The sequence below is a fragment of the Chitinophaga sp. 9-1-y genome, assembly GCF_059511905.2.
Map to the genome: position 1 here is coordinate 1,032,566 of NZ_CM197955.1, position 23,697 is coordinate 1,056,262.

At 45.2% G+C, this 23,697-nt stretch carries 25 protein-coding genes; 9 read left to right on the forward strand and 16 right to left on the reverse strand.

Going from position 1 to position 23,697, the window contains the following annotated elements; all coding sequences use genetic code 11:
* The first annotated feature begins 3 nt into the window (after positions 1-3).
* Positions 4-1,008 (forward strand): formimidoylglutamase, encoded by a 1,005-nt coding sequence (gene hutG, locus AC5ZC7_RS04105; RefSeq protein ID WP_496161983.1) that lies wholly within the window; start codon positions 4-6, stop codon positions 1,006-1,008.
* Between the two features lie 79 nt (positions 1,009-1,087).
* Here hutG and AC5ZC7_RS04110 read toward each other — a convergent pair whose 3' ends face one another.
* Positions 1,088-1,918 carry a CHAD domain-containing protein gene (locus AC5ZC7_RS04110; RefSeq protein WP_496161982.1) on the reverse strand — a complete coding sequence of 277 codons (831 nt, stop codon included), beginning with the start codon at positions 1,916-1,918 and terminating at the stop codon, positions 1,088-1,090.
* Between the two features lie 80 nt (positions 1,919-1,998).
* Here AC5ZC7_RS04110 and AC5ZC7_RS04115 point away from each other — a divergent pair, with 80 nt between their 5' ends.
* Positions 1,999-2,586: a hypothetical protein gene (locus tag AC5ZC7_RS04115; RefSeq protein WP_496161981.1), complete on the forward strand. Its 588-nt coding sequence runs from the start codon at positions 1,999-2,001 to the stop codon at positions 2,584-2,586.
* A gap of 223 nt (positions 2,587-2,809) precedes the next feature.
* On the opposite strand, the gene purU is transcribed toward AC5ZC7_RS04115, so the two are convergent.
* Positions 2,810-3,679 carry a formyltetrahydrofolate deformylase gene (gene purU, locus AC5ZC7_RS04120; protein WP_496161980.1) on the reverse strand — a complete coding sequence of 290 codons (870 nt, stop codon included), beginning with the start codon at positions 3,677-3,679 and terminating at the stop codon, positions 2,810-2,812.
* Between the two features lie 44 nt (positions 3,680-3,723).
* Between purU and AC5ZC7_RS04125 the strand changes: the two genes are divergently transcribed.
* Positions 3,724-4,197, forward strand: a complete 474-nt coding sequence (locus AC5ZC7_RS04125; protein WP_496161979.1) for a YfcE family phosphodiesterase — start codon at positions 3,724-3,726, stop codon at positions 4,195-4,197.
* A gap of 21 nt (positions 4,198-4,218) precedes the next feature.
* On the forward strand, positions 4,219-5,271 hold the full coding sequence (locus AC5ZC7_RS04130; protein WP_496161978.1) for a DUF4421 family protein: 1,053 nt from the start codon (positions 4,219-4,221) through the stop codon (positions 5,269-5,271).
* Here the strand turns inward: AC5ZC7_RS04130 and AC5ZC7_RS04135 are convergent.
* The 3 genes from AC5ZC7_RS04135 to AC5ZC7_RS04145 all read right to left on the reverse strand — a co-directional run bounded on the left by AC5ZC7_RS04135 (position 5,268) and on the right by AC5ZC7_RS04145 (position 8,874).
* Positions 5,268-5,849 (reverse strand): TIGR00730 family Rossman fold protein, encoded by a 582-nt coding sequence (locus AC5ZC7_RS04135; protein ID WP_496161977.1) that lies wholly within the window; start codon positions 5,847-5,849, stop codon positions 5,268-5,270. The genes AC5ZC7_RS04130 and AC5ZC7_RS04135 overlap by 4 nt on opposite strands.
* A gap of 9 nt (positions 5,850-5,858) precedes the next feature.
* The gene (locus tag AC5ZC7_RS04140; protein ID WP_496161976.1) at positions 5,859-6,476 is read right to left on the reverse strand and encodes an HD domain-containing protein; all 618 of its coding nucleotides are present in this window, start codon (positions 6,474-6,476) and stop codon (positions 5,859-5,861) included.
* Between the two features lie 127 nt (positions 6,477-6,603).
* A complete protein-coding gene (locus AC5ZC7_RS04145) occupies positions 6,604-8,874 on the reverse strand; it encodes an aconitate hydratase (RefSeq protein ID WP_496161975.1) in 2,271 nt (756 codons plus the stop codon).
* A gap of 343 nt (positions 8,875-9,217) precedes the next feature.
* Here AC5ZC7_RS04145 and AC5ZC7_RS04150 point away from each other — a divergent pair, with 343 nt between their 5' ends.
* A complete protein-coding gene (locus AC5ZC7_RS04150; RefSeq protein WP_291929051.1) occupies positions 9,218-9,439 on the forward strand; it encodes a PspC domain-containing protein in 222 nt (73 codons plus the stop codon).
* Between the two features lie 76 nt (positions 9,440-9,515).
* On the opposite strand, the gene AC5ZC7_RS04155 is transcribed toward AC5ZC7_RS04150, so the two are convergent.
* On the reverse strand, positions 9,516-9,917 hold the full coding sequence (locus tag AC5ZC7_RS04155; RefSeq protein ID WP_496161974.1) for a hypothetical protein: 402 nt from the start codon (positions 9,915-9,917) through the stop codon (positions 9,516-9,518).
* Positions 9,918-10,097: 180 nt separating this feature from the next.
* Positions 10,098-10,913, reverse strand: a complete 816-nt coding sequence (gene kdsA / locus AC5ZC7_RS04160; RefSeq protein ID WP_496161973.1) for a 3-deoxy-8-phosphooctulonate synthase — start codon at positions 10,911-10,913, stop codon at positions 10,098-10,100.
* A gap of 350 nt (positions 10,914-11,263) precedes the next feature.
* Between kdsA and AC5ZC7_RS04165 the strand changes: the two genes are divergently transcribed.
* Positions 11,264-12,202 carry an NAD-dependent epimerase/dehydratase family protein gene (locus AC5ZC7_RS04165; RefSeq protein ID WP_496161972.1) on the forward strand — a complete coding sequence of 313 codons (939 nt, stop codon included), beginning with the start codon at positions 11,264-11,266 and terminating at the stop codon, positions 12,200-12,202.
* Positions 12,203-12,273: 71 nt separating this feature from the next.
* Here the strand turns inward: AC5ZC7_RS04165 and AC5ZC7_RS04170 are convergent, their stop codons facing one another.
* From AC5ZC7_RS04170 to AC5ZC7_RS04210, 9 genes are all read right to left on the reverse strand, one after another.
* Positions 12,274-13,521, reverse strand: a complete 1,248-nt coding sequence (locus AC5ZC7_RS04170; protein ID WP_496161971.1) for a GTP-binding protein — start codon at positions 13,519-13,521, stop codon at positions 12,274-12,276.
* Between the two features lie 125 nt (positions 13,522-13,646).
* A complete protein-coding gene (gene cysD, locus AC5ZC7_RS04175; RefSeq protein ID WP_496161970.1) occupies positions 13,647-14,555 on the reverse strand; it encodes a sulfate adenylyltransferase subunit CysD in 909 nt (302 codons plus the stop codon).
* Between the two features lie 54 nt (positions 14,556-14,609).
* On the reverse strand, positions 14,610-15,293 hold the full coding sequence (locus AC5ZC7_RS04180) for a phosphoadenylyl-sulfate reductase (protein ID WP_496161969.1): 684 nt from the start codon (positions 15,291-15,293) through the stop codon (positions 14,610-14,612).
* A gap of 283 nt (positions 15,294-15,576) precedes the next feature.
* Complete coding sequence (locus tag AC5ZC7_RS04185; RefSeq protein ID WP_477074682.1) at positions 15,577-15,993, reverse strand: RrF2 family transcriptional regulator; 417 nt, start codon at positions 15,991-15,993, stop codon at positions 15,577-15,579.
* A gap of 185 nt (positions 15,994-16,178) precedes the next feature.
* Entirely contained in the window at positions 16,179-16,889 is a 711-nt protein-coding gene (gene dapB, locus AC5ZC7_RS04190) for a 4-hydroxy-tetrahydrodipicolinate reductase (protein WP_496161968.1), read from the reverse strand.
* A gap of 42 nt (positions 16,890-16,931) precedes the next feature.
* Complete coding sequence (locus AC5ZC7_RS04195) at positions 16,932-17,579, reverse strand: DUF5683 domain-containing protein (RefSeq protein ID WP_496161967.1); 648 nt, start codon at positions 17,577-17,579, stop codon at positions 16,932-16,934.
* A gap of 58 nt (positions 17,580-17,637) precedes the next feature.
* Complete coding sequence (locus AC5ZC7_RS04200) at positions 17,638-18,555, reverse strand: ParB/RepB/Spo0J family partition protein (RefSeq protein ID WP_496161966.1); 918 nt, start codon at positions 18,553-18,555, stop codon at positions 17,638-17,640.
* Complete coding sequence (locus AC5ZC7_RS04205) at positions 18,539-19,360, reverse strand: ParA family protein (RefSeq protein WP_291929091.1); 822 nt, start codon at positions 19,358-19,360, stop codon at positions 18,539-18,541. Before AC5ZC7_RS04205 ends, AC5ZC7_RS04200 begins: the two co-directional genes overlap by 17 nt.
* 67 nt (positions 19,361-19,427) lie before the next feature.
* On the reverse strand, positions 19,428-20,108 hold the full coding sequence (locus AC5ZC7_RS04210) for a metal-dependent hydrolase (RefSeq protein ID WP_496161965.1): 681 nt from the start codon (positions 20,106-20,108) through the stop codon (positions 19,428-19,430).
* Positions 20,109-20,490: 382 nt separating this feature from the next.
* On the opposite strand from AC5ZC7_RS04210, the gene AC5ZC7_RS04215 reads away from it, so the two are divergent.
* The 3 genes from AC5ZC7_RS04215 to AC5ZC7_RS04225 all read left to right on the forward strand — a co-directional run bounded on the left by AC5ZC7_RS04215 (position 20,491) and on the right by AC5ZC7_RS04225 (position 23,495).
* Entirely contained in the window at positions 20,491-21,759 is a 1,269-nt protein-coding gene (locus AC5ZC7_RS04215; protein ID WP_496161964.1) for a metallophosphoesterase, read from the forward strand.
* A gap of 112 nt (positions 21,760-21,871) precedes the next feature.
* Entirely contained in the window at positions 21,872-22,780 is a 909-nt protein-coding gene (locus tag AC5ZC7_RS04220; RefSeq protein WP_496161963.1) for a TorF family putative porin, read from the forward strand.
* Positions 22,781-22,892: 112 nt separating this feature from the next.
* A complete protein-coding gene (locus AC5ZC7_RS04225) occupies positions 22,893-23,495 on the forward strand; it encodes an outer membrane beta-barrel protein (protein WP_496161962.1) in 603 nt (200 codons plus the stop codon).
* Positions 23,496-23,697 lie beyond the last annotated feature (202 nt).

Here is a 23,697-nt window from a genome sequence, read left to right on the forward strand (position 1 = left end):
TGTATGATAACAAAGGATAGCTACCGGCCAACGGCCGCCAACGCATGGACGGGTCGTATGGATGGAACAACCGCCGATTTGTTGCGTTGGCACCAGGTCATCAAAGTGGTGGACCTCTTGCAGGAGTCATTGCCTGCACTGCCACCACAAGGCAAAGGAATCGTATTACTGGGCTTCGCCAGCGATGAAGGGGTACGCCGTAATAAAGGCAGAACCGGGGCGGCAGAGGGCCCCGTGGCTTTACGTAAAGCCATCGCTAACTTCCCCGTTCACTTCAGTGAACAAACCATTTTATTGGATGCCGGGGATATTCTTTGTGTAGACGGAGCACTGGAAAATGCGCAGGAAGTACTGAGTGAAGCCGTCAATGCCATCCTCACAGCCGGCTACCTGCCCCTGTTGCTGGGCGGCGGTCATGAAATTACGTATGGTCATGCCAGTGGGTTACGCCGTTTTGCCGGAAAGCAACAGGTGGGCTTTATCAACTTCGACGCTCATTTCGATATCCGTGTGCCGGAAGAAGCCGGCGCCAGCTCTGGTACAGGTTTCTGGCAATTATCGCAGGACTGTAAGCAGTCCGGTATGCCTTTCCATTACCTGGCGCTGGGTATCCAGAAAAACGGGAATACCCGCCAACTGTTTAATATCGCCGGGGAAGCAGACGCCACCTATGTGAGTGCAGATGCTTTCCACCTACAGGATAAAGACACTTTATTTGCCGCTATTCAGCACTTCCTGGGGCAGGTGGATAAAGTATACCTGACTACCTGTTTAGACGTATTTGCCGCGCCGTTTGCGCCCGGCGTAAGCGCAACTGCCTATAATGGCATCATGCCCGGAGGTTTGTTCCTCCAATGCTACCGCCGGATATTGCAGAGTGGAAAAGTAGCGGCCACAGATATTGCAGAATTGAATCCTTCACTGGATATAGACAATCGTACCGCGAAGCTTGCCGCTTCCCTGATTTTTGAAATTGTAATGGCTTATTCCGGGGAAGAACCGTTTTAGTAGTTAGCTATTAGCTTTTAGCTTTTAGCCTTTAGCAAATGCAGCGAAGATGTATATATAATGATCTTCGCTGCATTTGCTAAAAATTAACGGTTTGCAACTGTTTCAGTTGTTTTGCACATAATGCCAGCTGCTCTTTCATATCTACTTGTAGTAATTGTACCAACTGAGTTGCATTTACCGGCAACGTGATTTTCTCCTTCTTCAGTTGTGCTATCGTCGCTTTTGTAAATAATAGCAATTCGCTGGTATCATGCCATTGTCCCAGTAGTTCGCCGGCCTTTTTGGTGTGGGGAATCAGCGCCTTCGTTTGATGGGAAGGGAGCACCTGTTCCAGGATGCTAAGTTGATAGTATAATGCTTTTGTATCTTTTCTCACGCCATGCCATATATGATGATGCGCGCGGCTGGCAGGCGGAGTAATGCGCTGGTGTTGCTGTTGCAGGTATTTCTCTAATGCAATGGTGGCGCTAACTGCATCTATATCCGCAATGGCGTCCCTGAATTTTTCTGGCAGGTTTCCTAACTTCTTCAGCGAGCTGTGTTGAATAACCGCCTGGAGCAAGGCATTGGCGGTAGTTTGTTTATTGCGTAGCAATAAGTGAGCAACAGAGAAGCGCCATTTAACTTTTTTTTCATAACTGCGCAGGTACTTTTCCTGCAGGTGGGTATCCCTGGAAGCCCCGCCCACTGCCTGTATCAGCCGTACAGTGTGCAGATGTTTGCCTGCGCCGAAGGTGTAGCCAGGTAGTTGTTGCGCCAGGGAAAAGAATGCCCGGAGTTTCTTTACCCCTACCCGTAACGCATGCACCGCATTGGCATCGCCGGGAGCTTCCTGCAGGGTGGCATATGCGGCGATAATATTGTCGCATTCCTTACGGAGATAGTGATATAAAGCAGCGTGTAGCATCTCTCTAAAGATAAAATAAAATTTCCGGCCCTGGCCGGAAACTGGATAATTTCAATATTTTTGCGTCAAATTGTTATGTTATGCAACTAATCCCAAAAGTAGCAGTCACGGTACTGTTTACAGCGCTATGCATCCCCGCCATGGCGCAAAAAATCAAGCTGGTGGATGGAGACCTCGCTCCCCTGAAAGATCAGAAGGAAATCAATGTGGAATTTACTTATGATCACCTGTCTGTAGGCAAAGACAGCGAAGAGGATTATATCCGGAAGAAAACAACGGAGTACAACAACAAGGAGGCTGGAAAAGGTGATACCTGGGCCAAAGCCTGGAAAGATGACCGCGCCAACAGGTATGAGCCGAAATTTGACTCCCTGTTTAACGACAATGGCGACCTGAAAGCCGGTAAATTCCCCAATGCAAAGTACACCCTGATTTTCCACACCACCTTTATTGAGCCAGGATTTAACGTAGGAGTGGCACGTAGAAACTCCTATATCGATGCAGAAATCTCCATCGTGGAAACAGCCAATCCCGGTAAAGTGGTGGCTAAAATTTCAGTAGATAATGCCCCGGGCCGCATGATGGGCTTCGATTTTGACACCGGTATGCGGATTATGGAATCCTATGCGGTAGCCGGAAAAAAGCTGGCTAAGTTTATGGAGAGATAGCATTGTTAAAGTAAATGATCAGAGCGGATTTTGTCTTTGTACAGGATTAGACTGATTATACTGATTACATTTTTAAGATTTTAAAAGATAATAGGAGATGAAAGTGGTTATACCGGCTTCTATCTCCTATCTTTCTTAATCCTGAAATAAAAATCAGTATAATCAGTCTAATCCTGTACAAAGACAAAATCCGCTCTGATCATTTGCTTTAATAGTTTCCCGCTTAAAATACAATCGTTTTATTACCGTGTAAAATCACGCGGTGGCTCACATGTGCTTTTACCGCCCTGGTCAGCACCTGCCGTTCAATATCACGGCCCAGCATCACCAGGTCTTCTACCGTATGTTTATGGCTTACCCTGGCTACATCCTGCTCAATAATAGGGCCTTCGTCCAGTTCATTGGTGACATAGTGCGCAGTGGCGCCTATTAGTTTCACGCCTCTCGTATAGGCATTGAGGTAAGGTCTGGCGCCTGCAAAAGCCGGTAAGAAGGAGTGGTGAATATTGATGATACGCTGTGGATAAAGACTGACGAACTCCGGGGATAATATCTGCATATATCTCGCCAATACCGTAAAATCAACCCGGTGTTCCTCCAGCAGGCGGATCGCGGTACGTTCCTGCAAAGCCTTGGTAGCGTTGCTAACCGGTAGGTAATGAAACGGGATATCCATGGCGGTGCACTCTTTTTCCAGCAGGGAGTGGTTGGAAATAACGAGCGGAATATCGACTGGCAATTCCCCGCTTTTCCATCTCCATAAAAGTTCCAGCAAACAATGATCATAGGCAGATACCATGATGGCCATCCGCATCCGCTGATCGCTGTAATTAATTTTCCATTCCATTTGTAACGGGGTGGCTACCTGCTGCTGAAAAGCAGCTTCCAGCGCGGATTTATCAAGCTCTTCCACCTGAAATTCCATGCGCATGAAAAATAAACCTTCCCGGGGATCGGTACTGTGTTGACTTGCATCAAGTATATTTGCACCCAATTGATATAAAAATTGGGATACGCCCGCCACTATGCCGGGACGATCTGGACAGCAAATAAGTAAACACGCAGTAATGTTAGAAGCGTTTTCTTTTGACATATAACTACCAAAATAATACTTCTCCCTTGAAAAAAATAGGACTCATGTCGGATACGCATAGCTATTTGCATCCGCAGGTATTTAAATACTTTGAAGATGTGGATGAAATCTGGCATGCCGGCGATATAGGAAATGTGGAACTGGCCGATAAACTGGAAGCTTTTAAGCCTTTCAGGGCCGTGTTTGGCAATATCGACGGTGCAGATATCCGTATCCGTTATCCGGAAACCCTGCGCTTCAACCTGGAAGGAGTAGAGGTGATGATGACACATATTGGCGGTTATCCGGGGAAATATGCCCCCGGCGTAAAGGAACAGCTAAAGCAGCATCCCGCTAAACTCTTTATCAGCGGGCATTCTCATATCCTGAAAGTAATGCCTGATGCGGCACTTCATTTGTTACACATGAATCCGGGGGCATGTGGCCAACAGGGGTGGCATAAAGTAAAAACACTCCTGCGCTTTCAACTGGACGCAGGCAATATTCAACAGCTGGAAGTCGTTGAACTACCTGGCTGATCCAATTAACCTACAACAGTTATGAATATACGAATTATAGTATGGACCATCATTTTGCTGAGTGGCACTACGCAAATACATGCGCAGGGGAAGTTCTGGAAATGGCTGAAAACAGAGAATGACACTGCGTATATAGAAGATCATACAGAAGATATCACCGCCAGGCTTTACGGATCCCGTAAATACACCAAGTTTGATATCAACGACCGGAAACAGAAAAAAGATATTTTATACCGCCCCAACACGCCGTTTAACATCGGTTTTGGCGCCAACTACCGATTTATAGGACTGAACCTGGGATTTAATCTGCCCTTTATTAACCGGCAGAACGATAAGTATGGGAAAACAAAGTACCTCGATCTCCAGTCGCATATCTATCTCCGGAAAATAGTGGTGGATTTCTATGGGCAATATTATAAAGGATACTATATAGCTAACCCGGAAAAGGTATTTGGTAAGGAATACGCCGCTCAGCACCCTTATCCACAACGGCCGGATATCCGGAACATTGATTTCGGCCTGAATGTGCAGTATATTTTTAACGATAAACGCTTTTCCTACCGGGCGCCCAATCTGCAGAATGAATACCAGAAGAAAAGCGCCGGCTCTTTCCTCTTAGGAGGGGAAATGTTTTTGGGAAGAATAAAAGGAGATTCTTCATTGGTGCCTTCCAACATGGCAGATACTTTCTTCCTGCGGGATGAGCATTATTATAAAACAGGTATTTCCTCGCTGGCAGCCAATGCAGGGTATGCGTATACATTTGTATTGAAACAACACTTCTTTTTATCGCTGTCGCTTACCGGCGGATTGGGAGGTAACGTAACCAGTCTTTACATGGAAGATGGCAGCATTCGCCGCAAGGTAGGCTTACAGTTTAGTAATACCGTACGGGCGTCCCTGGGCTATAATTCCAGCCGGTATTTTGCAGGTATACACTATGTAGGGATGACTACGCGTAGCGGTATGCCCATACCGCATACCTATCAGACCTTTGGTACCGGTAATTTCAGGGTAAGCCTGGTGCGCAGATTTACCCTGGAGAAGCCAATATGGAGGTCCCGGTCTATTTAGCTTTGCGACTTGGAAATCCACTTGATATCTACGGAAGGCTGATACTGTTCCATTTGTTGCAGTAATTGCTCCAAATTGTCGCTATACAGCAGCCTGTCGCGGTTACCTGCGGAGAGGAAGCCCTGGTTGGTCATGGTGGCAGACAGGGCGATGAGGGTATCGTAAAAACCGTTTACATTGAGCAGGCCAATAGGTTTCTGGTGCAGGCCGAGTTGTCCCCAGGTAAGCATTTCAAACAATTCTTCCATGGTGCCAAAGCCGCCGGGCAATGTAATAACGCCATCGGACAATTCATTCATTTTAGTTTTGCGTTCGTGCATGGTGTCTACCAGGATTAATTCGGTGAGGCCCTTATGCGCCAGTTCTTTCTGTTGCAGAAAATGAGGTAATACCCCAATCACTTTTCCGCCAGCCTGCAAGGCGCCATCTGCTACAGCGCCCATCAATCCTACTTTGGCGCCACCGTATACCAGTGTAAGCTGGCGTTGTGCCAGTGCTGCTCCCAATAACCTGGCTTGTTCCATGTACACAGGCGATTCTCCTGCACTTGAACCGCAAAAAACAACGATACTTTTCATCTGAATGGTTTATAAGCTATTGATTTCCGTTTGAATATTTTGTCTTGCATTGGCCTCATACAATTCTCGGAATAAGGAAGTATGGTAAATGGAGGGGGCCTGCAGGAAATGTTGTAATAAGTTTCTGCGACCGGGTTTATAAACCAGGTCAGGGTAGATCAGGTATTCTTTCCTGATTTGTTGTGCATAGGTTTGGTATGCTTCGGGCGACGTACCTAATATCTGCAGGTCAAAATCCAGGAAATAATCCAGGTCTTTATTGTTCAGGGTGTTGATGTGTGTTTTGGTAGCCAGGATAAATTCACTGATTAAGGTGATTTCATTTTCCGGATACTGAATTTCCCGCAGGTATTTTTCGGCTGCTGCAGCGCTTTCTGCTTCGTTATCTTTTAGCAGGGGATTATATACCATATCATGGAAGAAGATGGCAAAAAGCACCACTTCCGGCGCTTGCAGGTGTACGCTGAACTTTTCCCAGAGGGCGATCATCTGCGTGAGGTGTGACAAGTTGTGATAGGCGCGTTCCTCTCCACTATACATCATAGTGAGATATTCAAACTGATAGGTTACCAGGGAAGTATCCACAACGAGGTTAGCGTGGAGTTGGGTCCATTTATCGTGCAGCATAAGTGCGGGCTTAAAGCAGTTTATAAAGATATGAATGCAAGATAAGATCTATAAAACTATTATAGCGAACAACCCTCGCATTTGCTCAGATCATTCGCTATAATATTTGTATGTTTTACTTGTCAGCTTACGCTTTCTTCGCTGCTTCGGCGCGGATTACGTTCAACGCACCACCTGCTTTAAACCACTCGATCTGTTGTTCGTTGTACGTGTGATTTACAGGGAATTCGTTGGTGCTACCGTCTTTATGATGCAGCACAATAGTCAGCTGTTTGCCTGGTGCAAAAGAAGTCAGTCCAACGATATCGATGGTATCGTCTTCCTGGATTAAATCGTAATCTTCTTTGTTAGCGAAAGTCAGACCCAGCATACCTTGTTTTTTCAGGTTGGTTTCGTGGATGCGGGCGAAAGATTTCACCAGGATAGCACGAACGCCGAGGTGACGGGGTTCCATTGCAGCGTGTTCGCGGCTGGAGCCTTCACCATAGTTTTCATCACCTACTACTACTGCACCAAAGCCATGCGCTTTGTAGTCGCGCATAGTGGCAGGAACTGCACCGTATTCACCGGTTAAGGCGTTCTTTACGGTATCAGTTTTATCGTTGAATGCGTTTACCGCACCAATGAGCATATTGTTGGAGATGTTATCCAGGTGACCGCGGTATTTCAGCCATGGACCAGCCATAGAGATATGATCCGTGGTACATTTACCTTTTGCTTTGATGAGGAGTTTCAGACCTTTCAGATCAGTACCTTCCCATGCAGTAAATGGTGCCAGGAGTTGCAGACGGTCGGAAGTAGGAGATACGATTACCTGTACACCTTTACCATCTTCAGCAGGGGCCTGGTATCCTGCATCTTCAGCAGCAAAACCATTTGGAGGCAGTTCATAACCTACTGGTTCATCCAGCATTACTTCTTCACCATTTTTGTTCTTCAGCTTGTCGGTCAGCGGGTTGAAGGTAAGATTACCTGCAATGGCCAGCGCAGTAACGATTTCAGGAGAAGCTACGAAAGCGTGGGTAGAAGCATAACCATCATTTCTCTTCGCGAAGTTACGGTTGAAGGAAGTGATGATAGAGTTTTTACGGTTAGGATCGTCGATATGACGGGCCCATTGACCGATACACGGACCGCAGGCGTTTGCCAGTACTACACCGCCTACCTGGTCGAAAGTATTCAGCAAGCCATCTCTTTCGATGGTGTAGCGTACTACTTCAGAACCTGGGGTGATGGTATATTCAGATTTCATATCCAGCTGTTTGTCGATCGCTTGTTGAGCGAGAGACGCAGAGCGGGAAATATCTTCGTAAGAAGAGTTGGTGCAGGAACCAATCAGGGCTACATCCAGTTTCTCAGGCCAGTTGTTTTCTTTTACTGCCTGCGCAAATTTGGAAATAGGCCATGCCAGATCCGGTGTAAATGGACCGTTTACATAAGGTTCCAGTTCGTCCAGGTTAATTTCAATTACCTGGTCGTAGTATTTAGCAGGATCAGCATATACTTCAGCATCCGGACGGAGGTGTTCTTTTACCTGGTCAGCCAGGGCAGCTACTTCCGTTCTGCCGGTTACTTTCAGGTAATCCGCCATTTTGGTATCGTAAGCGAAGAGAGAGCAGGTAGCACCAATTTCAGCACCCATGTTACAGATAGTGCCTTTACCGGTAGCGCTGAAGCTATCAGCACCTTCACCAAAGTATTCCACGATAGCACCAGTACCACCTTTTACAGTGAGGATACCCGCTACTTTCAGGATAATGTCTTTTGCAGAAGTCCAGCCACTCATTTTACCAGTCAGCTTCACACCGATCAGTTTCGGCATTTTCAGCTCCCATGGTAAACCAGCCATTACGTCTACTGCATCAGCACCACCAACGCCAATCGCTACCATGCCTAAACCGCCGGCATTAGGAGTGTGGGAGTCAGTACCGATCATCATACCACCAGGAAACGCATAGTTTTCCAGTACTACCTGGTGAATGATACCCGCGCCTGGTTTCCAGAAACCAATGCCGTACTTATCAGAAATTGAAGAAAGGAAATCGTAAACTTCTTTATTGGTGTCAATAGCAGTCGCAAGATCTTGTGTAGCGCCTACCTTGGCTTGTATGAGGTGATCACAGTGTACTGTGGAGGGTACCGCAACTTTATCACGGCCGCAGGTCATAAACTGGAGCAATGCCATCTGGGCAGTTGCATCCTGCATAGCTACGCGATCCGGCGCAAATTCAACATAGGATTTGCCTCTTTCGTAGGGCGTGGTAGTAGGTGCATACAGGTGAGCGTACAAAATCTTCTCGGCAAGCGTGAGCGGGCGACCTAACATCTTACGGGTTGCTTCCACCTTACCCGGTAGTGCCGCATACACTTTTTTAATCATGTCAATATCAAACACCATGGGAAAAAAATTATTTAAGAGCGGTTAAAAATTGCACGCAAAATTAACTAAAAACAACAAGTTTTTAAATTAAATACTTAAGATATAGCCAACTGTGCATAAACTCCCCGTACTTTAACAATTCCTTTAAATACCCACAGATCAAGGAAATAACCGGTTTTTGTCTGGTTTAAAAATTATTAAAAATTGTTATATTAAATTAATCGGGCCTGCTTTTTTTACCGTAATCATGGGTAGAAACGCGCAACGGCAGTAAAGATGCTGATATTCAACCGCCTAAATATCTATTGCCCCACTCCGTTTTTTGCTTGTTTTTCCAGCCGGAATTTGATAAATTTGATCTATGAACCGGATTAAAGATTTCGTGGAATGGAAGGCGTTCGGTGTTTGTGCTGCCATTGGAGAAAAACTGGGAGTAGCCACCTACCGCATACGCATCTTTTTCATCTATGCCACTTTTCTGACAATGGGATCCCCACTCATTGTATACATGATTCTCGCGTTCTGGGTTAATATGAAAAATTATATCCAGAATGCCCGGAGAAATCCCCTGCGCTATTTATAATACTTCCAGATAAAAAAAACCGGATGACGAAACAGCCCTGGCTATTCATCATCCGGTTTTTGCTTTATAATATTGCCTATTCCATGTGGAATAAGGTCATACCATGATAATGGTTTTGTAATTCATTCAACGTAATCGGGGTATTCAAATTCCTGGTTTCATCGCGGTAATGCAGCTGTATCAGCGGCTTATGTCCCGCCTCAAACCAGCGAACGGAAAAAGGCCCTCTTACATACAGCGTACCTCCCGCCGGAGAAGATGCTGCCTCATCTTTGTGAAACTGCCATTTTAATAGTGTTGCTTCCGTTAAATGAATCGGTAAAAGATTGTCCAGGTCATACCAGTACTCATTTTCATCTGTAGCCACCAACACTTTTTTGTCCTCATGATCTACCTGTAAAATCTTCCCCTCTTTTTCCTCGCCTCCGTAATTTGTGATAACGGTATCACCTGATTTTAAATCGTGGATGTTAATCATAGTGAGCAGAATTTTGTGTGAAATGAATGTACGAAAAAAAAAGCCAAAAGAATACAGGGATGGCAGAAAGCGAAAAGCAGAAAGCAAAAAGCTATCGAAGCAAGTAGATAAAAGCGAATTTAATATCCGCCCTGGTCACTTGCTTCGATAGCTTTTTGCTTTCTGCTTTTCGCTTGCTGCTTATCTTACCACTTTACGAATCTCTACCAGTTTCTCCAGCAGTTCTTCCAGCAGGTCTAAACGCAGCATGTTAGCGCCGTCAGACTTAGCCTTGGATGGATCCGGGTGCGTTTCTATGAACAGTCCGTCTGCGCCCGTAGCGATAGCTGCTTTGGCAATAGTGCTGATCATTTGCGGATTACCACCGGTTACGCCACTGCTTTGGTTAGGCTGTTGTAAGGAGTGGGTACAATCCATTACTACCGGCTCTCCCAGGTGTTTCATGATGGGAATGTTACGGTAATCAACTACCAGGTCCTGGTAGCCGAAAGTAGTACCGCGTTCTGTCAGTATAATGTGATCGTTACCAGCGCCTTTGATCTTTTCTACGGCAAATTTCATGGATTCGCCGCTGAGGAACTGACCTTTCTTTACGTTCACCACTTTACCTGTTTCTGCTGCAGCCAACAGGATATCTGTTTGACGGCACAGGAAGGCAGGGATCTGCAATACATCCACGTAAGCGGCTGCCATAGCAGCTTCTGCGGCGGAGTGAATATCGGAAGTAACAGGTACATTAAATGTTTTACCTATTTTTTGCAGCAGTTCCAGTCCTTCTACATCTCCAATACCAGTAAAAGAATGTACGCTGGTACGGTTGGCTTTACGGTAAGATGCTTTGAAAATATAAGGAATCGCTAATCGTTTACAGATGCTCGTTACTTTCTCTGCTACTGTCATCAGTATTTCTTCCTCTTCAATAACACAGGGGCCTGCAATCAGGAAAAAATTTTCAGGGTTGTATTGTTCCTTGAATAATGATTTTAAGTGCTTCATATCTTGAAAAAATTGGGTCATTTAATAGAAGGTGCAAAGATAGGCAATTATATAGAGCTGAAAGCATAAAGCAGCAGGCAAAAAGCTATTGAAGCGGGTGATCAGCGCGGATATCTGCCGTACAAATCCGCTTTAGTCATTCGCTTCACTAGCTTTTTGCTTTTTGCCTTCCGCTTTCTGCTTTTTTTGCACTATTGTCATAATATTGTAATCCGGAACGTTGCATAAAGCACATGGTTGTTTTTATTGTTATAGCATTGTCATGCGCTGAGCCATGGTGAACGGAAATAGCGGCGAACCCGTTAATATTACGGTCCAATTTAAAAAATAGCTTACAATTATATTTTTGTATGAAGAAAGATAAGATTCTGGTCATTGGTGCCTGTGGACAAATTGGCGTAGAGCTGACCCTGGCTTTAAGAAAGATGTATGGAGATACCAACGTAGTTGCTTCAGATCTTCGGGAAGAGCACGATTTACTGAAAGGAACAGGTCCTTATGTGTCGCTGGATGTGATGAACAAGGAAATGTTGCATGTATTGGTGATCCGTCATAACATCACCCAGATTTACCTGCTGGCGGCAATCCTGTCTGCCACCGGTGAAAAAAATCCTTTACTGGCCTGGCATATCAATATGCAAAGCCTGCTCAATGTACTGGACATTGCCAAAGAAGAGAATCTTGATAAAATATACTGGCCTAGTTCCATCGCGGTATTCGGACCAAATTCACCGGCAGCGGAAACCCCGCAGCACACCATTATTGAGCCGACCACCATTTATGGTATCAGCAAATTTGCTGGGGAGCGCTGGTGCGAATATTACAACCACCGTTTCGGCGTTGATGTAAGAAGCTTGCGTTATCCTGGTTTGATCAGCTACAAGTCAGCGCCAGGTGGCGGTACTACCGACTATGCGATCGAAATTTTCCATGAAGCAAAAGAACACAAAAAATACAGCAGCTTCTTATCAGAAGACACGTACCTCCCGATGATGTACATGCCGGATGCTATCAGGGCTACCATTGAACTGATGGAAGCCGATGCGTCTAAAATTGCGATCCGTTCTGCATATAACCTTTCTGCCATGAGCTTCTCTCCGAAAGAAATCGGTGCAGAAATCAAAAAACATATTCCTGAATTTACAATGTCTTACGCGCCTGATTATCGTCAGCAAATTGCAGATGGCTGGCCTAACAGCATTGATGACAGCCAGGCTCGTCAGGATTGGGGCTGGAAACCAGAGTATGATCTGGCCCGGATGACGGAAGATATGCTGAAGAATATCTAAAGCATGTCTATAAAAAAGAAAAGCAGTCCTGCCATGGCGGGACTGCTTTTCTTTTTTATGTTAATGGCTGATTACTCAATAAATCCTACTGCCACTGTGGTGTTGTTAAATTCATCGATGAGAATAAACGCACCATTGGCAGGGTTGATATGATAAGCATCTGCAAATACCGGTGCGGCTGTTTTCAGCGATATTTTACCGATATCATTTAAGCCCATTTCCGTTTTGCCGGCGATCTGTACGTGATTGGTGACATCCGTTACATAATGAATCTGCTGTACTTTTGCTTTTACCCGGTTTACGCCATGTTGCAGTAAATAGGTTTTGCCAGCCACCAGCTTTTGCTGGTCCATCCAGCAAATCTGCGCACTGACTTCCTTCTGTTGTGCAGGTATTTCTGCGCTTTTCACCAGCATATTACCGCGGCTGCTGTCTATTTCATCTTCCAGTGTAATCACCACGCTTTCACGTGCATGCGCCACCGTTAGTTGCTTTTCAAATTGCTCAATGGTTTTAATACGGCTTTTGGTGCCAGCAGGCAAGGACACTACTTCGTCGCCTACTGAAAAATGACCACTGGCCACTTTGCCGGCGAAACCACGGAAGTCGTGGTATTCGGTGGTTCTTGGTCTGATTACGCTTTGAATGGGGAAGCGTGCCGGATGAAGACGGTCTTCATGATCAAAGGATACCTGTTCCAGGTATTCCAGCAGGGTATCGCCCTGGTACCAGGTGATAGCGCCGGTACGGGAGGCCACATTTTCGCCATACAGCGAAGAGATCGGGATGAATTTTACTTCTTGTCCTTTAAAGCCTGCATTATCCAGCATTTGCTGGAAATCTTCCACTATCTGGTTAAAACGGGCTTCGCTGTATTCTACCAGGTCCATTTTATTCACACATACCACCAGGTACGGAATACGCAGGAGGTTAGCGATAAAAAAGTGACGATGCGTTTGTTCTACAATTCCTCTGCGGGCATCAATCAAAATCAGGGATACCTGTGCATTGGAAGCGCCGGTCACCATGTTACGGGTATATTCAATATGCCCGGGTGTATCCGCAATAATATATTTACGTGTAGGCGTAGAGAAGTAAATGTGTGCCACATCAATGGTGATACCCTGTTCCCTTTCAGCAACCAGGCCATCGGTGAGCAGCGACAGGTCCGTAAAGTCGAGTCCTTTACGTTTGCTGGCAGCATGAAGCGCCTCCATTTTATCCTGGGGAATAGAATTGGTATCGTATAATAAACGGCCTATCAGGGTACTTTTACCATCATCAACACTACCGGAAGTGGCTATACGTAAAACCTCCATTGTTTTTTAGCTTTTAGCATTTAGCGGTTAGCAGTTAGTGCTGCCGCTAAAAAGTTTGTTCAAAATTAATTAAGGACTCCTTGCTCAGAAACGCTAATAGCTAAAGGCTAATAGCTAACTGCTGTTTAGAAATATCCTGCCTGCTTTCTCTTTTCCATGGCGGCTTCAGAGCGTTTATCGTCGATACGCGCACCACGTTCAGATATTTTTGCTTCCATGATTTCAGCAATAATATCTTCCAGTTTATCGGCTTCGGAAATAACGGCAGCGGTACAGGTCATATCGCCTACCGTACGGAACCGTACTTTCTGGCGATAAGGTACTTCATCCGCAGTGGTATTGAGGTAAGGGGAGTAAGGCCAGTATAAGCCATCTCTTTCTATAATTTCTCTTTCGTGGGAGAAGTAGATAGAAGGTATTTCCAGTTTTTCGCGAACAATGTAATTCCATACATCCAGTTCGGTCCAGTTGGAAATAGGGAATACCCTTACGTTTTCGCCTATATTAATTTTTCCATTGAGGATATCAAATAATTCGGGGCGTTGCATTTTGGCGTTCCACTGACCAAATTCATCGCGCACAGAGAATATTCTTTCTTTGGCGCGGGCTTTTTCTTCGTCTCTGCGGGCGCCGCCAATGCAGGCGTCGAACTTTCCTTCTTCGATGGCATCCAGCAAAGTCACTGTTTGCAGTGCGTTTCTGCTGGCGTATTTACCAGTTTCTTCCTGTACTTTTCCCTGGTCAATGCTATCCTGTACATTTCTGACAATGATATCGAGTCCGAGTGAATTCACGAGCCAGTCGCGGAATGCGATGGTTTCAGGGAAGTTATGTCCGGTATCTACATGGAGTAATGCAAAAGGAATTTTACCGGGATAAAAAGCCTTTTGTGCCAGGCGTACCAGGGTGATAGAGTCCTTTCCACCGGAAAACAGCAGTACCGGTTTCTCGAATTGTGCAACGGTTTCACGAAGTATATAAATGGCTTCATCTTCCAATGCCTGCGGAAATTCCCAATTTATTTGATGAGTCATGGACTATAATAATTTATGCTAAAACCTAATTTTCTAACGGCTATGGGCGCACGATTATCCGTGCAGGCCGCATTCTTTTTGTGACTGTTCCCACCACCAACGGCCGGCGCGGGGATGTTCTCCTGCTTCTATGGCCCTTGTACAGGGGGCGCAACCGATGCTGACAAAGCCTTTGTCGTGCAACTTGTTATAAGGCACTTTATGTTGTTCCAGGTAGGCCAGTACTTCATCATAGCCCCAGTGGATCAGCGGATTGTATTTGTAAAGATGGCGTTGCGGGTCCCATTCCAGGGTTTCCATGCCTTGCCGGTTATCAGATTGTTCTGCCCTTAAGCCGGTAATCCATACTTTCACGCCTTCCAGCGCCCTGTTGAGGGGCACTACTTTGCGGATACCACAACACTCTTTGCGGTTTTCCACAGATTCGTAAAAGCTGTTAGGTCCTTTGGCGGCGAGTAATTTTTCAACGGCAGCGGTTTCGGGGTAAAATACTTCTACGGGTTGTTTATAACGGGCCATAGTGAGGTCCATTACATCGTATGTTTCCTGGAAAAGGCGACCCGTGTCAAGGGTAAAAACTCTAACCGGCAATTGGTTACGCCAGATAATATCTGCTATTACCTGGTCTTCCTGGCCAAATGAGGTGGAAAAGGCTACAGCGCCCGGGTATTGTTCTAACAGGTACTGTATAGCTTCTTCCACTGATTTGTTGGCCAACGCAGTGGTAATGTCTGTCATGTAGATCTTCCTTATTAATTGATATGTCTAGTGCCAGCGGAGCAATTATGGTTACTCCTGTAACAAAAATACATAAAACCTATAAAAAAGATAGACTAATAAAATAAAAATTTGCCAATTTCTTATAAAGAAGCCATGGTAGCGGGTGTTATCCGGCCTGTAATATGCTTTTAATTCTTAATGAGTGTGTGGGGGTAGGAATATAGGGAGATGGGGAACGGGGGTAACCATAGGGGATAGCCGGCCTGAAAAGCCGGCTGTTATCAGTCCCTGAACCCGGACATTAGCTCCGGGTCAGAATATCTTTCAATGTTTTGTTTTCCAGTATTTTAAGGGCGGAATCCCTCACTTTTCCCATCACCTCATTGAGTCCGCAAACGGCTTCATCACGACAGTTTTCGCAACGTTCGTAATAGTTCAGGCTCACACAGGGAAGCAAGGCAATAGGACCGTCCAGCAGACGGATGATTTTCGCCAACGCGATCTCTTTAGGAGGACGCATGAGGTAATACCCACCGCCTTTTCCTTTCTTACTGCCAAGGATACCGGCATTCTTCAATTCCAGCAAGATATTCTCCAGGAATTTGATAGAGATACTTTTCTCCTGCGCGATCTCGGAGATAAGGATAGGACCTTTATCTACATTCTCTGCCAGGTGTACTAATGCGTGAAATGCGTATTGTGTTTTTTTCGATAACATATTGACTGATTTGCATCCCTCCCGGATGAAAAAATAGTGCGGTGCACACTTAATATTCCTGCAAAGATAAGCAGTTTTTAGCTGTTAGCCATTAGCTGTTCTTTAGCAAATGCGGGGAAGAACACATCATATATTCATCTCCGCTGCATTTTGCTAAAAGCCAACGGCTAAAAGCTGACAGCTACCTAAAATCCCAGTACTTCGCTCATAGTGAAAACACCGGTTTTGCCTTTGAGCCATTCTGCCGCTACTACAGCGCCGGCAGCGAAGCCTTCCCTGGAGTGAGCGGTATGGGTAATGGTAATATCGTCGATCGGAGAGGTGTAGTTGATGATGTGGGTACCTGGTGCAGGGTCTATTCTTTTGGAAATAATAGACAGTGTTTCGGGTTGGCTGGTTTCCTCATTTACCCAGCTGGTTTTGCGGGTAACAGCCGCCAGCAACTGTTCTGCCAGGCTAATGGCGGTGCCGCTGGGGGCATCCTTTTTCTGTGTGTGGTGAATTTCTTCCATCCACACATTGTATTGCGGCTGGTTAGCCATCAGGGCTGCCAGTTTTTTATTCAGTTCAAAGAAGATATTAACGCCTACACTGAAATTGGTGGCATGTAAAAAGGCTTGCTTTTTTGCGATGCAAAGGGCGTTTATTTCAGGTAGTTTATCGAGCCACCCGGTGGTACCCGAAACAACAGGAACGTTGGCGGCAAAGCATTTTAATACGTTTTCGTAGGCAGTTTCAGGCACAGTAAACTCAATGGCTACATCTGCCTGGCTCAGTGCTTCGGTTGTCAGGATATCCTTACTGGTAGCCCGGATAACAATTTCATGCCCTTTAGCGGTAGCAATAGTTTCTATTGCCTTTCCCATTTTACCATATCCGATAAGCGCAATTTTCATGACCCTTAAAAGTTGTATTTAGATTGATTGATAAACGAATGATTAAAGGCCGGCAATGTAGCGGACCCCCTTACTTTTTTTGCCACCTATAGATAGGTGTACGCCAATGCCCAGTGTACGGTTATTGATCAGTGTGGGGGAAATACGCATGCTGAGATCGTCGGACATATCGAAATTGCGCAGGTGTGCAAATACAGTGGCATCCACAATATTCAGTCCATAGGCCAGTACGAAAAACAGTACGGAATAATCTACGTATTGGCGGTACTGGTCGCGGTATACCTTTAACGCCTCGGTAGGATAATTTTTAATACGGGTATCTGTTGTTTCGGTATCCGGGTTGCCATCCATCCGGAGGCGGTAGGCATCGCGGAACAACTTATAAGTGCTCATGTTATCCACAAAGAAGTAGGTACAGGTACCAATGGCAGCGTATACCAGTGGTATTTTCCAGTATTCCCTGTTGTAAGCTTGTCCCAGTCCTGGTACTACCGCCGAATAAAGTGCTGCTTTACGCGGGCTGTGTGGCAATTTGGAATTGGGTACATAAGAAGAATCGTTGAAAATCGCTTTATTCGCTTTCACCGTATCTGTTCCTGGTGCGGGTATTGGCCGTATCAGGGTATCCATTGTTTTGGCTATTGGCCGCAGGGTATCTTGTTGTGCCCGGAGGGGAACAGCAATTACCATTGTAAGCAAAAACAATAAACAGCCACGTTGTAGTAGATGAAGTATGTATTCCGACTTATTAGCCACCGTATATATCTATTTTTTCCAGGATGCTATCCAGTTCTTCATCTGAATAGAATTCAATTAAAATACTGCCTTTGCCGCTTTTCCCTCTGTCCAGTTTTACTTTAGTCGAAAAGTGAGAAGCCAGTTGGTCCTGAATTTTCTGGAAAGCAGGAGCCAGCTTCAGTTTAGCAGATTTCTGCTGAGGATTTTTGTCAGATTGATTCATTCTGCGCGCCAACTCTTCTGTTTGACGAACAGACAGGCCGCCTTTGAGGATTTCGTTGTAAAGGAACAACTGGTTTTCCACATTTTCCACGCCGGTGAGTACACGGGCATGTCCCATGCTAAGCTGACCATTGCGTACGGCTACCTGGATATCCGGTGGCAGTTTGAGCAGGCGTATATAGTTGGTAACGGTACTTCTTTCTTTGCCCATGCGGTCGGCTACCTGCTCCTGTGTAAGGGAGCATTCTTCCATTAACCGTTTGTAGCTTAATCCCACCTCAATGGCATTGAGGTTTTCACGTTGCAGGTTTTCCAGCAGTGCCAGTTCGAGCAGTTCCTGGTCGTTAACCTGGCGCACATAAGCGGGAATATCTTTCAGGCCGGCTAATTTGCTGGCTCTGAGGCGTCGTTCACCGGCAATCAGCTGGTATTTTTTCAGGCTGATTTTAGCAACGGTAATCGGCTGTATAATGTCATGGAGTTTAATAGACTGGCTTAACTCCTGTAAGGAAACCTCATCGAAGTCACGACGCGGCTGTTTCGGATTGGTAACAATCTGATCGAGCGAAATGCGTTCAATACCGGTAGCAGTAGCTACTACCTTATCACCCAGGGAGCCGGCAGTCTGCTTCAGATCTGTGTCAATGTTTTGAAGCAGTGAGCGGATGCCTTTACCCAATGCCTCTTTCTTACTTGGATTGGTCATCGTTGATAGCTAGGATTTTGTCTTTGGATTTAATTTTAGTGTAGTTATGTTTCTGCAGAATTTCTTTCGCCAGGTTCAGGTAATTAATAGCACCGGTACTGGCTGCATCATACATAATTACAGATTTACCAAAGCTGGGAGCCTCGCCCAGTTTGGTGTTGCGGTGAATGATGGTATTAAACACACTTTCTTCAAAGTGTTGTTTTACTTCGTCCACTACCTGGTTGCTAAGGCGCAAACGACCATCGTACATGGTCATCAGGATACCTTCAATTTCCAGGTCAGTATTCAGACGGCTTTGTACGATTTTGATGGTATTGAGCAATTTGCCCAATCCTTCCAATGCAAAAAACTCACATTGTACGGGGATGATCACGGAGTTGGATGCTACGAGCGCATTTACGGTGATCAAGCCAAGGGAAGGGGAGCAGTCTACAATCACAAAATCATAATCCGCTTCCACGCTATCTATTACCTGTTTCATCACTCTTTCCCGGGTAGGGTGATTGATGAGTTCCAGTTCTGCACCTACCAGGTCAATATGGGAGGGCAGCACTTTCAGGTTAGGGGTATCTGATTCCAGTATCACGTCTTTGGCATGCACATCGTTCACCATACAATCATACAAACTCTGCTGCACATTACGCAGGTCGAAACCCAGTCCTGTGGTGCTGTTTGCCTGAGGATCCGCATCTACCAGCAATGTTTTAAATTCCAGCACAGCCAGGCTGCTTGCCAGGTTTATTGCACTTGTAGTTTTTCCTACGCCACCTTTTTGGTTAGCGATTGCGATTATTCTAGCCATTGTGTAATTTAAAAATTCAAAGGTTATTTATAGGATAAAGGATAAATCATGAATGATCACTTCTTCCTCAAACCTCTATAGTACTGCCTATTTCAGGAAGTAACAAATCCAGCCCCGCATCTTCAAACTGTTGTAATGCTTCTTGTACATCAATCTTAACGTAGCCAAATGTATTGTAGTGTACACCAATTATTTTATCGCATTCAATTAATTCTGCCGCTGCTATCGCATCTTCAATACCCATGGTAAAATTATCACCAATGGGTAGTACGGCAAAATCCAGAGAGGCAATGGCCGGTACCAGCTCCATGTCTAATGTGAGCGCAGTATCGCCGGAATAATAAAAATTGCCTTCTTCCGTCATAAATATAAATCCCATGGGATTACCACCATAAGTGCCATCGGGTAAACTGCTGGAATGTTGTGCTACCACACATTTTACAGTGCCAAAATCAAATTTCCATTTACCACCGGTATTCATCGGATGCAGCTTTTCTACCCCCTGTTTTCCCGCCCATGTCACAATTTCATAATTGGATACCACAGTAGCATTGGTCCGTTTTGCCAGGTCCAGCAAGTCTGCCGTATGATCCTCATGACCATGCGACACAAATATGTAATCCGCCGTAATGGCATGAATATCTACTTTTTGCGCCAACTCGTTGTGGGTGATAAAAGGATCAAAAAGAATTTTTTTACCTTTTATTTCCACTGCAAAACAGGAATGTCCATAGCAAGTATACTTCATAATAACCGTTTTATTGCGGAATTTCTAAAAGTAGCTTAATCGGACAAAAATACAACGATTACATAAAAATCAGGCGCTGTAGTATATTTATTTATACACAAACTGTTCGCAGAACAGATCACTCAATTTGTTAACGGGTTCGTTTTTAGCCAGTTTAAGCAGGGGTAAGTTTAATATATTATTAAAATATTAAAATTATCTATTGTATGCCGGTCAGCCAGCAAATGTACAGTTTCTGCCAGCTTAATAAAAAAAATAAAAACATACAATGTTTCCCGTTGTTATTCGTCTGTATACCAGCAGGTAATCAACTTTTAACTTTTATTACCAGATTACTTGCACTAAATTGCCTGATTATTATATACTATATCAAAATTTTATAATGCGACCTGGGTTAAATTCTATTATTCTCATTGTTGTTATTCTGTTGCTGGACATTTACGTGTTCCAGGCTGTGAGAGCCATGGTTTATATGTCCGCTCCCCGGGTAAGAAACATTACATTTTCCGTTTACTGGTTTATATCTGTTACCTGCCTGCTGATCATTGCCTTGTTACCATATATCAACTGGCACAACTGGCCGGCGCCGGTTAAATCTACCCTGACTGCTATCTTCATGGGCCTGGTAATAGCAAAGTTGCTGGTAACCGTATTCCTGTTACTGGATGACGTAAGAAGGGGTATTGTATGGATCATCCGCCGTTTTTCCGGTGCCCCCACCGCAGATGTGGCCCCCGGCGTAGTGAGCGGCATTACCCGTTCCCAGTTCCTGAGCCGACTGGGATTGATTACGGGCGGTACTTTCTTTGCCACACTGATGTATGGCTTTTCCAACAAATACAATTACCGCATACATAAAATAAAACTGGCATTTAAGCAATTGCCTTCGGCCTTTAAAGGGATGCGCATCGTGCAGATTTCCGATATTCACTCCGGCAGCTTCGCCAACCGCGAAGCAGTGCTGAAAGGGATAAAAATGATCAACGATCAAAAGCCTGACCTGGTATTGTTTACCGGCGACCTGGTGAACGACCGGGCGGATGAAATGGCCCAGTGGATGGATGCCTTCAGCCAGGTAAAAGCGCCGATGGGCGTATATTCTTCTCTCGGAAATCACGATTATGGAGAATACTTTCCCTGGCCCGATAAAACGCCGAATGGCTATAGCGCCATGCAGCATGCTAACCTGGAACGCCTTAAGGCAGTACACGGTGAACTGGGCTGGAAGCTGCTGTTGAATGAGAACGCGGTACTGGAGCGCAACGGACAACAAATAGCCCTGTTGGGTGTGGAAAACTGGAGCGCCATCAAACGCTTCCCCCGCTATGGCGACCTGAAACGCGCCTACGAAGGAGTAGATCATATTCCGTTTAAAATATTATTATCGCACGACCCCACCCACTGGAGTGCACAGGTACGCCCGGAATTCCCGGACATTAACCTGATGCTGGCCGGCCATACCCATGGCATGCAGTTCGGTGTGGAAATTCCCGGGCTGAAATGGAGCCCTGCCCAGTATTTCTACAAGGAATGGGCAGGATTATATAAAAAAGGGGAGCAATTCCTCTATGTAAACCGCGGATTTGGCTTCCTGGGCTACCCGGGACGAGTAGGTATTTTACCGGAAATTACCGTGATAGACCTGGCATAAAAAGGGTTGACCGACAGAAAAGCAGTGTTTAACCACACATTCGTCCTATTCGTGGGGTCAGGGGCATTTAATGGGGATTTACGCTTATCTTGCGGCTACGTACTCATTAAACATGCGCCTATACTTCTTAACTTTCCTGTTGTTATGTAGCCGTATTGCAACGGGACAGACTTTAGCAGAGCTGGAGAAACAGCTGGATTCGCTGTTGCAGAAACAGCAAAAAAGCGAGGTAGTGGTTGGTATCGGATATGGTAATAACCCTGCATACGGGAGTAAAGTGGCCAACTTTGAAACGCCCATCGTTTTAAAAACATTTGTGTCTCCTTCGCTTAGCTATTATCATAAGAGCGGTTTTTATGCCGGTGTTAGCAGTTATTATCTCTTTAATGCTAACAGCACCCCATGGTTTGAATGGGACCTGACTGCTGGTTACGACTATACGAAAAACAAGAATTTCCTCACCGGGATTTCTTATACACGCTACATATATTCCGATTCCAGTGATGTACCGGCCACGCCGATTAAGAATGAAGTATTTGCCTATTTCTATTATCGCAAATGGTGGCTGCAACCGGGTTTGAGCCTGGATTACGGTTGGGGAAAAGAGATATCAGGAGGGGTACATGTGCTGCAAACCCTCCGGGGGAACGACTTTAACATTATTGCCGCCGTAAGGCATCCTTTCATTTATTCAGGCGTTATGGCCAGGACAGATGTTGTCATGTTCACCCCTTCTGTAAACCTTACCATGGGTACGGCCAACTACTATAGTAATCTCAAAGCATTCCAGTATATCTCCCGATCACCCAAGCTGATGAAAGATAAAAAGCATCCGGGTAAGGAATTAAACTTTGAAGATCATACTGATTTTGAACCCCGCGCGGTAGATGTTACCATGAATTTGTCTTACTTTATAGGGCGTATTAACCTGGCGCCATCCTTCACTGTTTTCAAGTCTCTCGGCGGAACCAACGAGGGAATTATGAGTTATTTCACGGCCCGCATGGCATACAGTTTTTGATTTCTTTTAACAAATAGCACGGAATTTGTATTTACGGGAAGCGTAATTACAAAATAGGGGTATCATGTTCCAGAGACGTCTATATTTTAACCATTACTAACAAAAGATAATTATGAAAAAACTGTTTTTAGCCGTAGCAGTGCTGATGATCGCTGCTGTATCGACCGTTAATGCTCAGACTAAATTCCTCCGCTTCGGTGTTAAAGGAGGTGCTAACCTCGGAAAGCTGGATGGAACCGGTTTCCAGGACGGGTTCAAATTAGGGTACCACCTGGGTGGTTTTGCACAGGTAAACCTGGCTAAAGGATTTGGTGTACAGGGAGAAGTGATCTTTTCTTCTACCAAAACCAAAACAACAGACAAAATGAGTGATATTACCGGAGATCTGAAGGATAATAACAAAGACATTAAACTGAACTACCTGAGCATTCCATTACTGGCAAATATTGACTTAGGTACTCCACGTTTGAAACTCCAGGTAGGTCCTCAGTTTGGCGCTTTGGTAAGTGACAAAAAAGTACTTGGTGCTGCCAATCAGGCTTTCAAAGGTGGCGAAATTTCCGGTGTAGCTGGTTTATGGCTGCAATTACCAATTATTAATATTAGCGCCCGTTACATTATTGGCTTCAATGATGTGAAAGACTTTAACAGCGTGGTAAGTACCAGCAACTGGAAAAACCAGAGCATACAATTGGGCGTTGGGGTTAGCTTCTAGCCGTTAGCGTTTAGCTTTTAGAAAAAAATGCCGCGAAGAGGAATGTATATCACGTTCTTCTTCGCGGCATTTTTTTCTAAAAGCTAAACGCTAATGGCTAAAAGCTGTTTAGCTGCCCACTGCCGCTTCGTCACTTGGCATTAAACTTGACAATGTAGGGATACATAAAAAATAGAGGACTTATACAGGATTGTCTGACAGA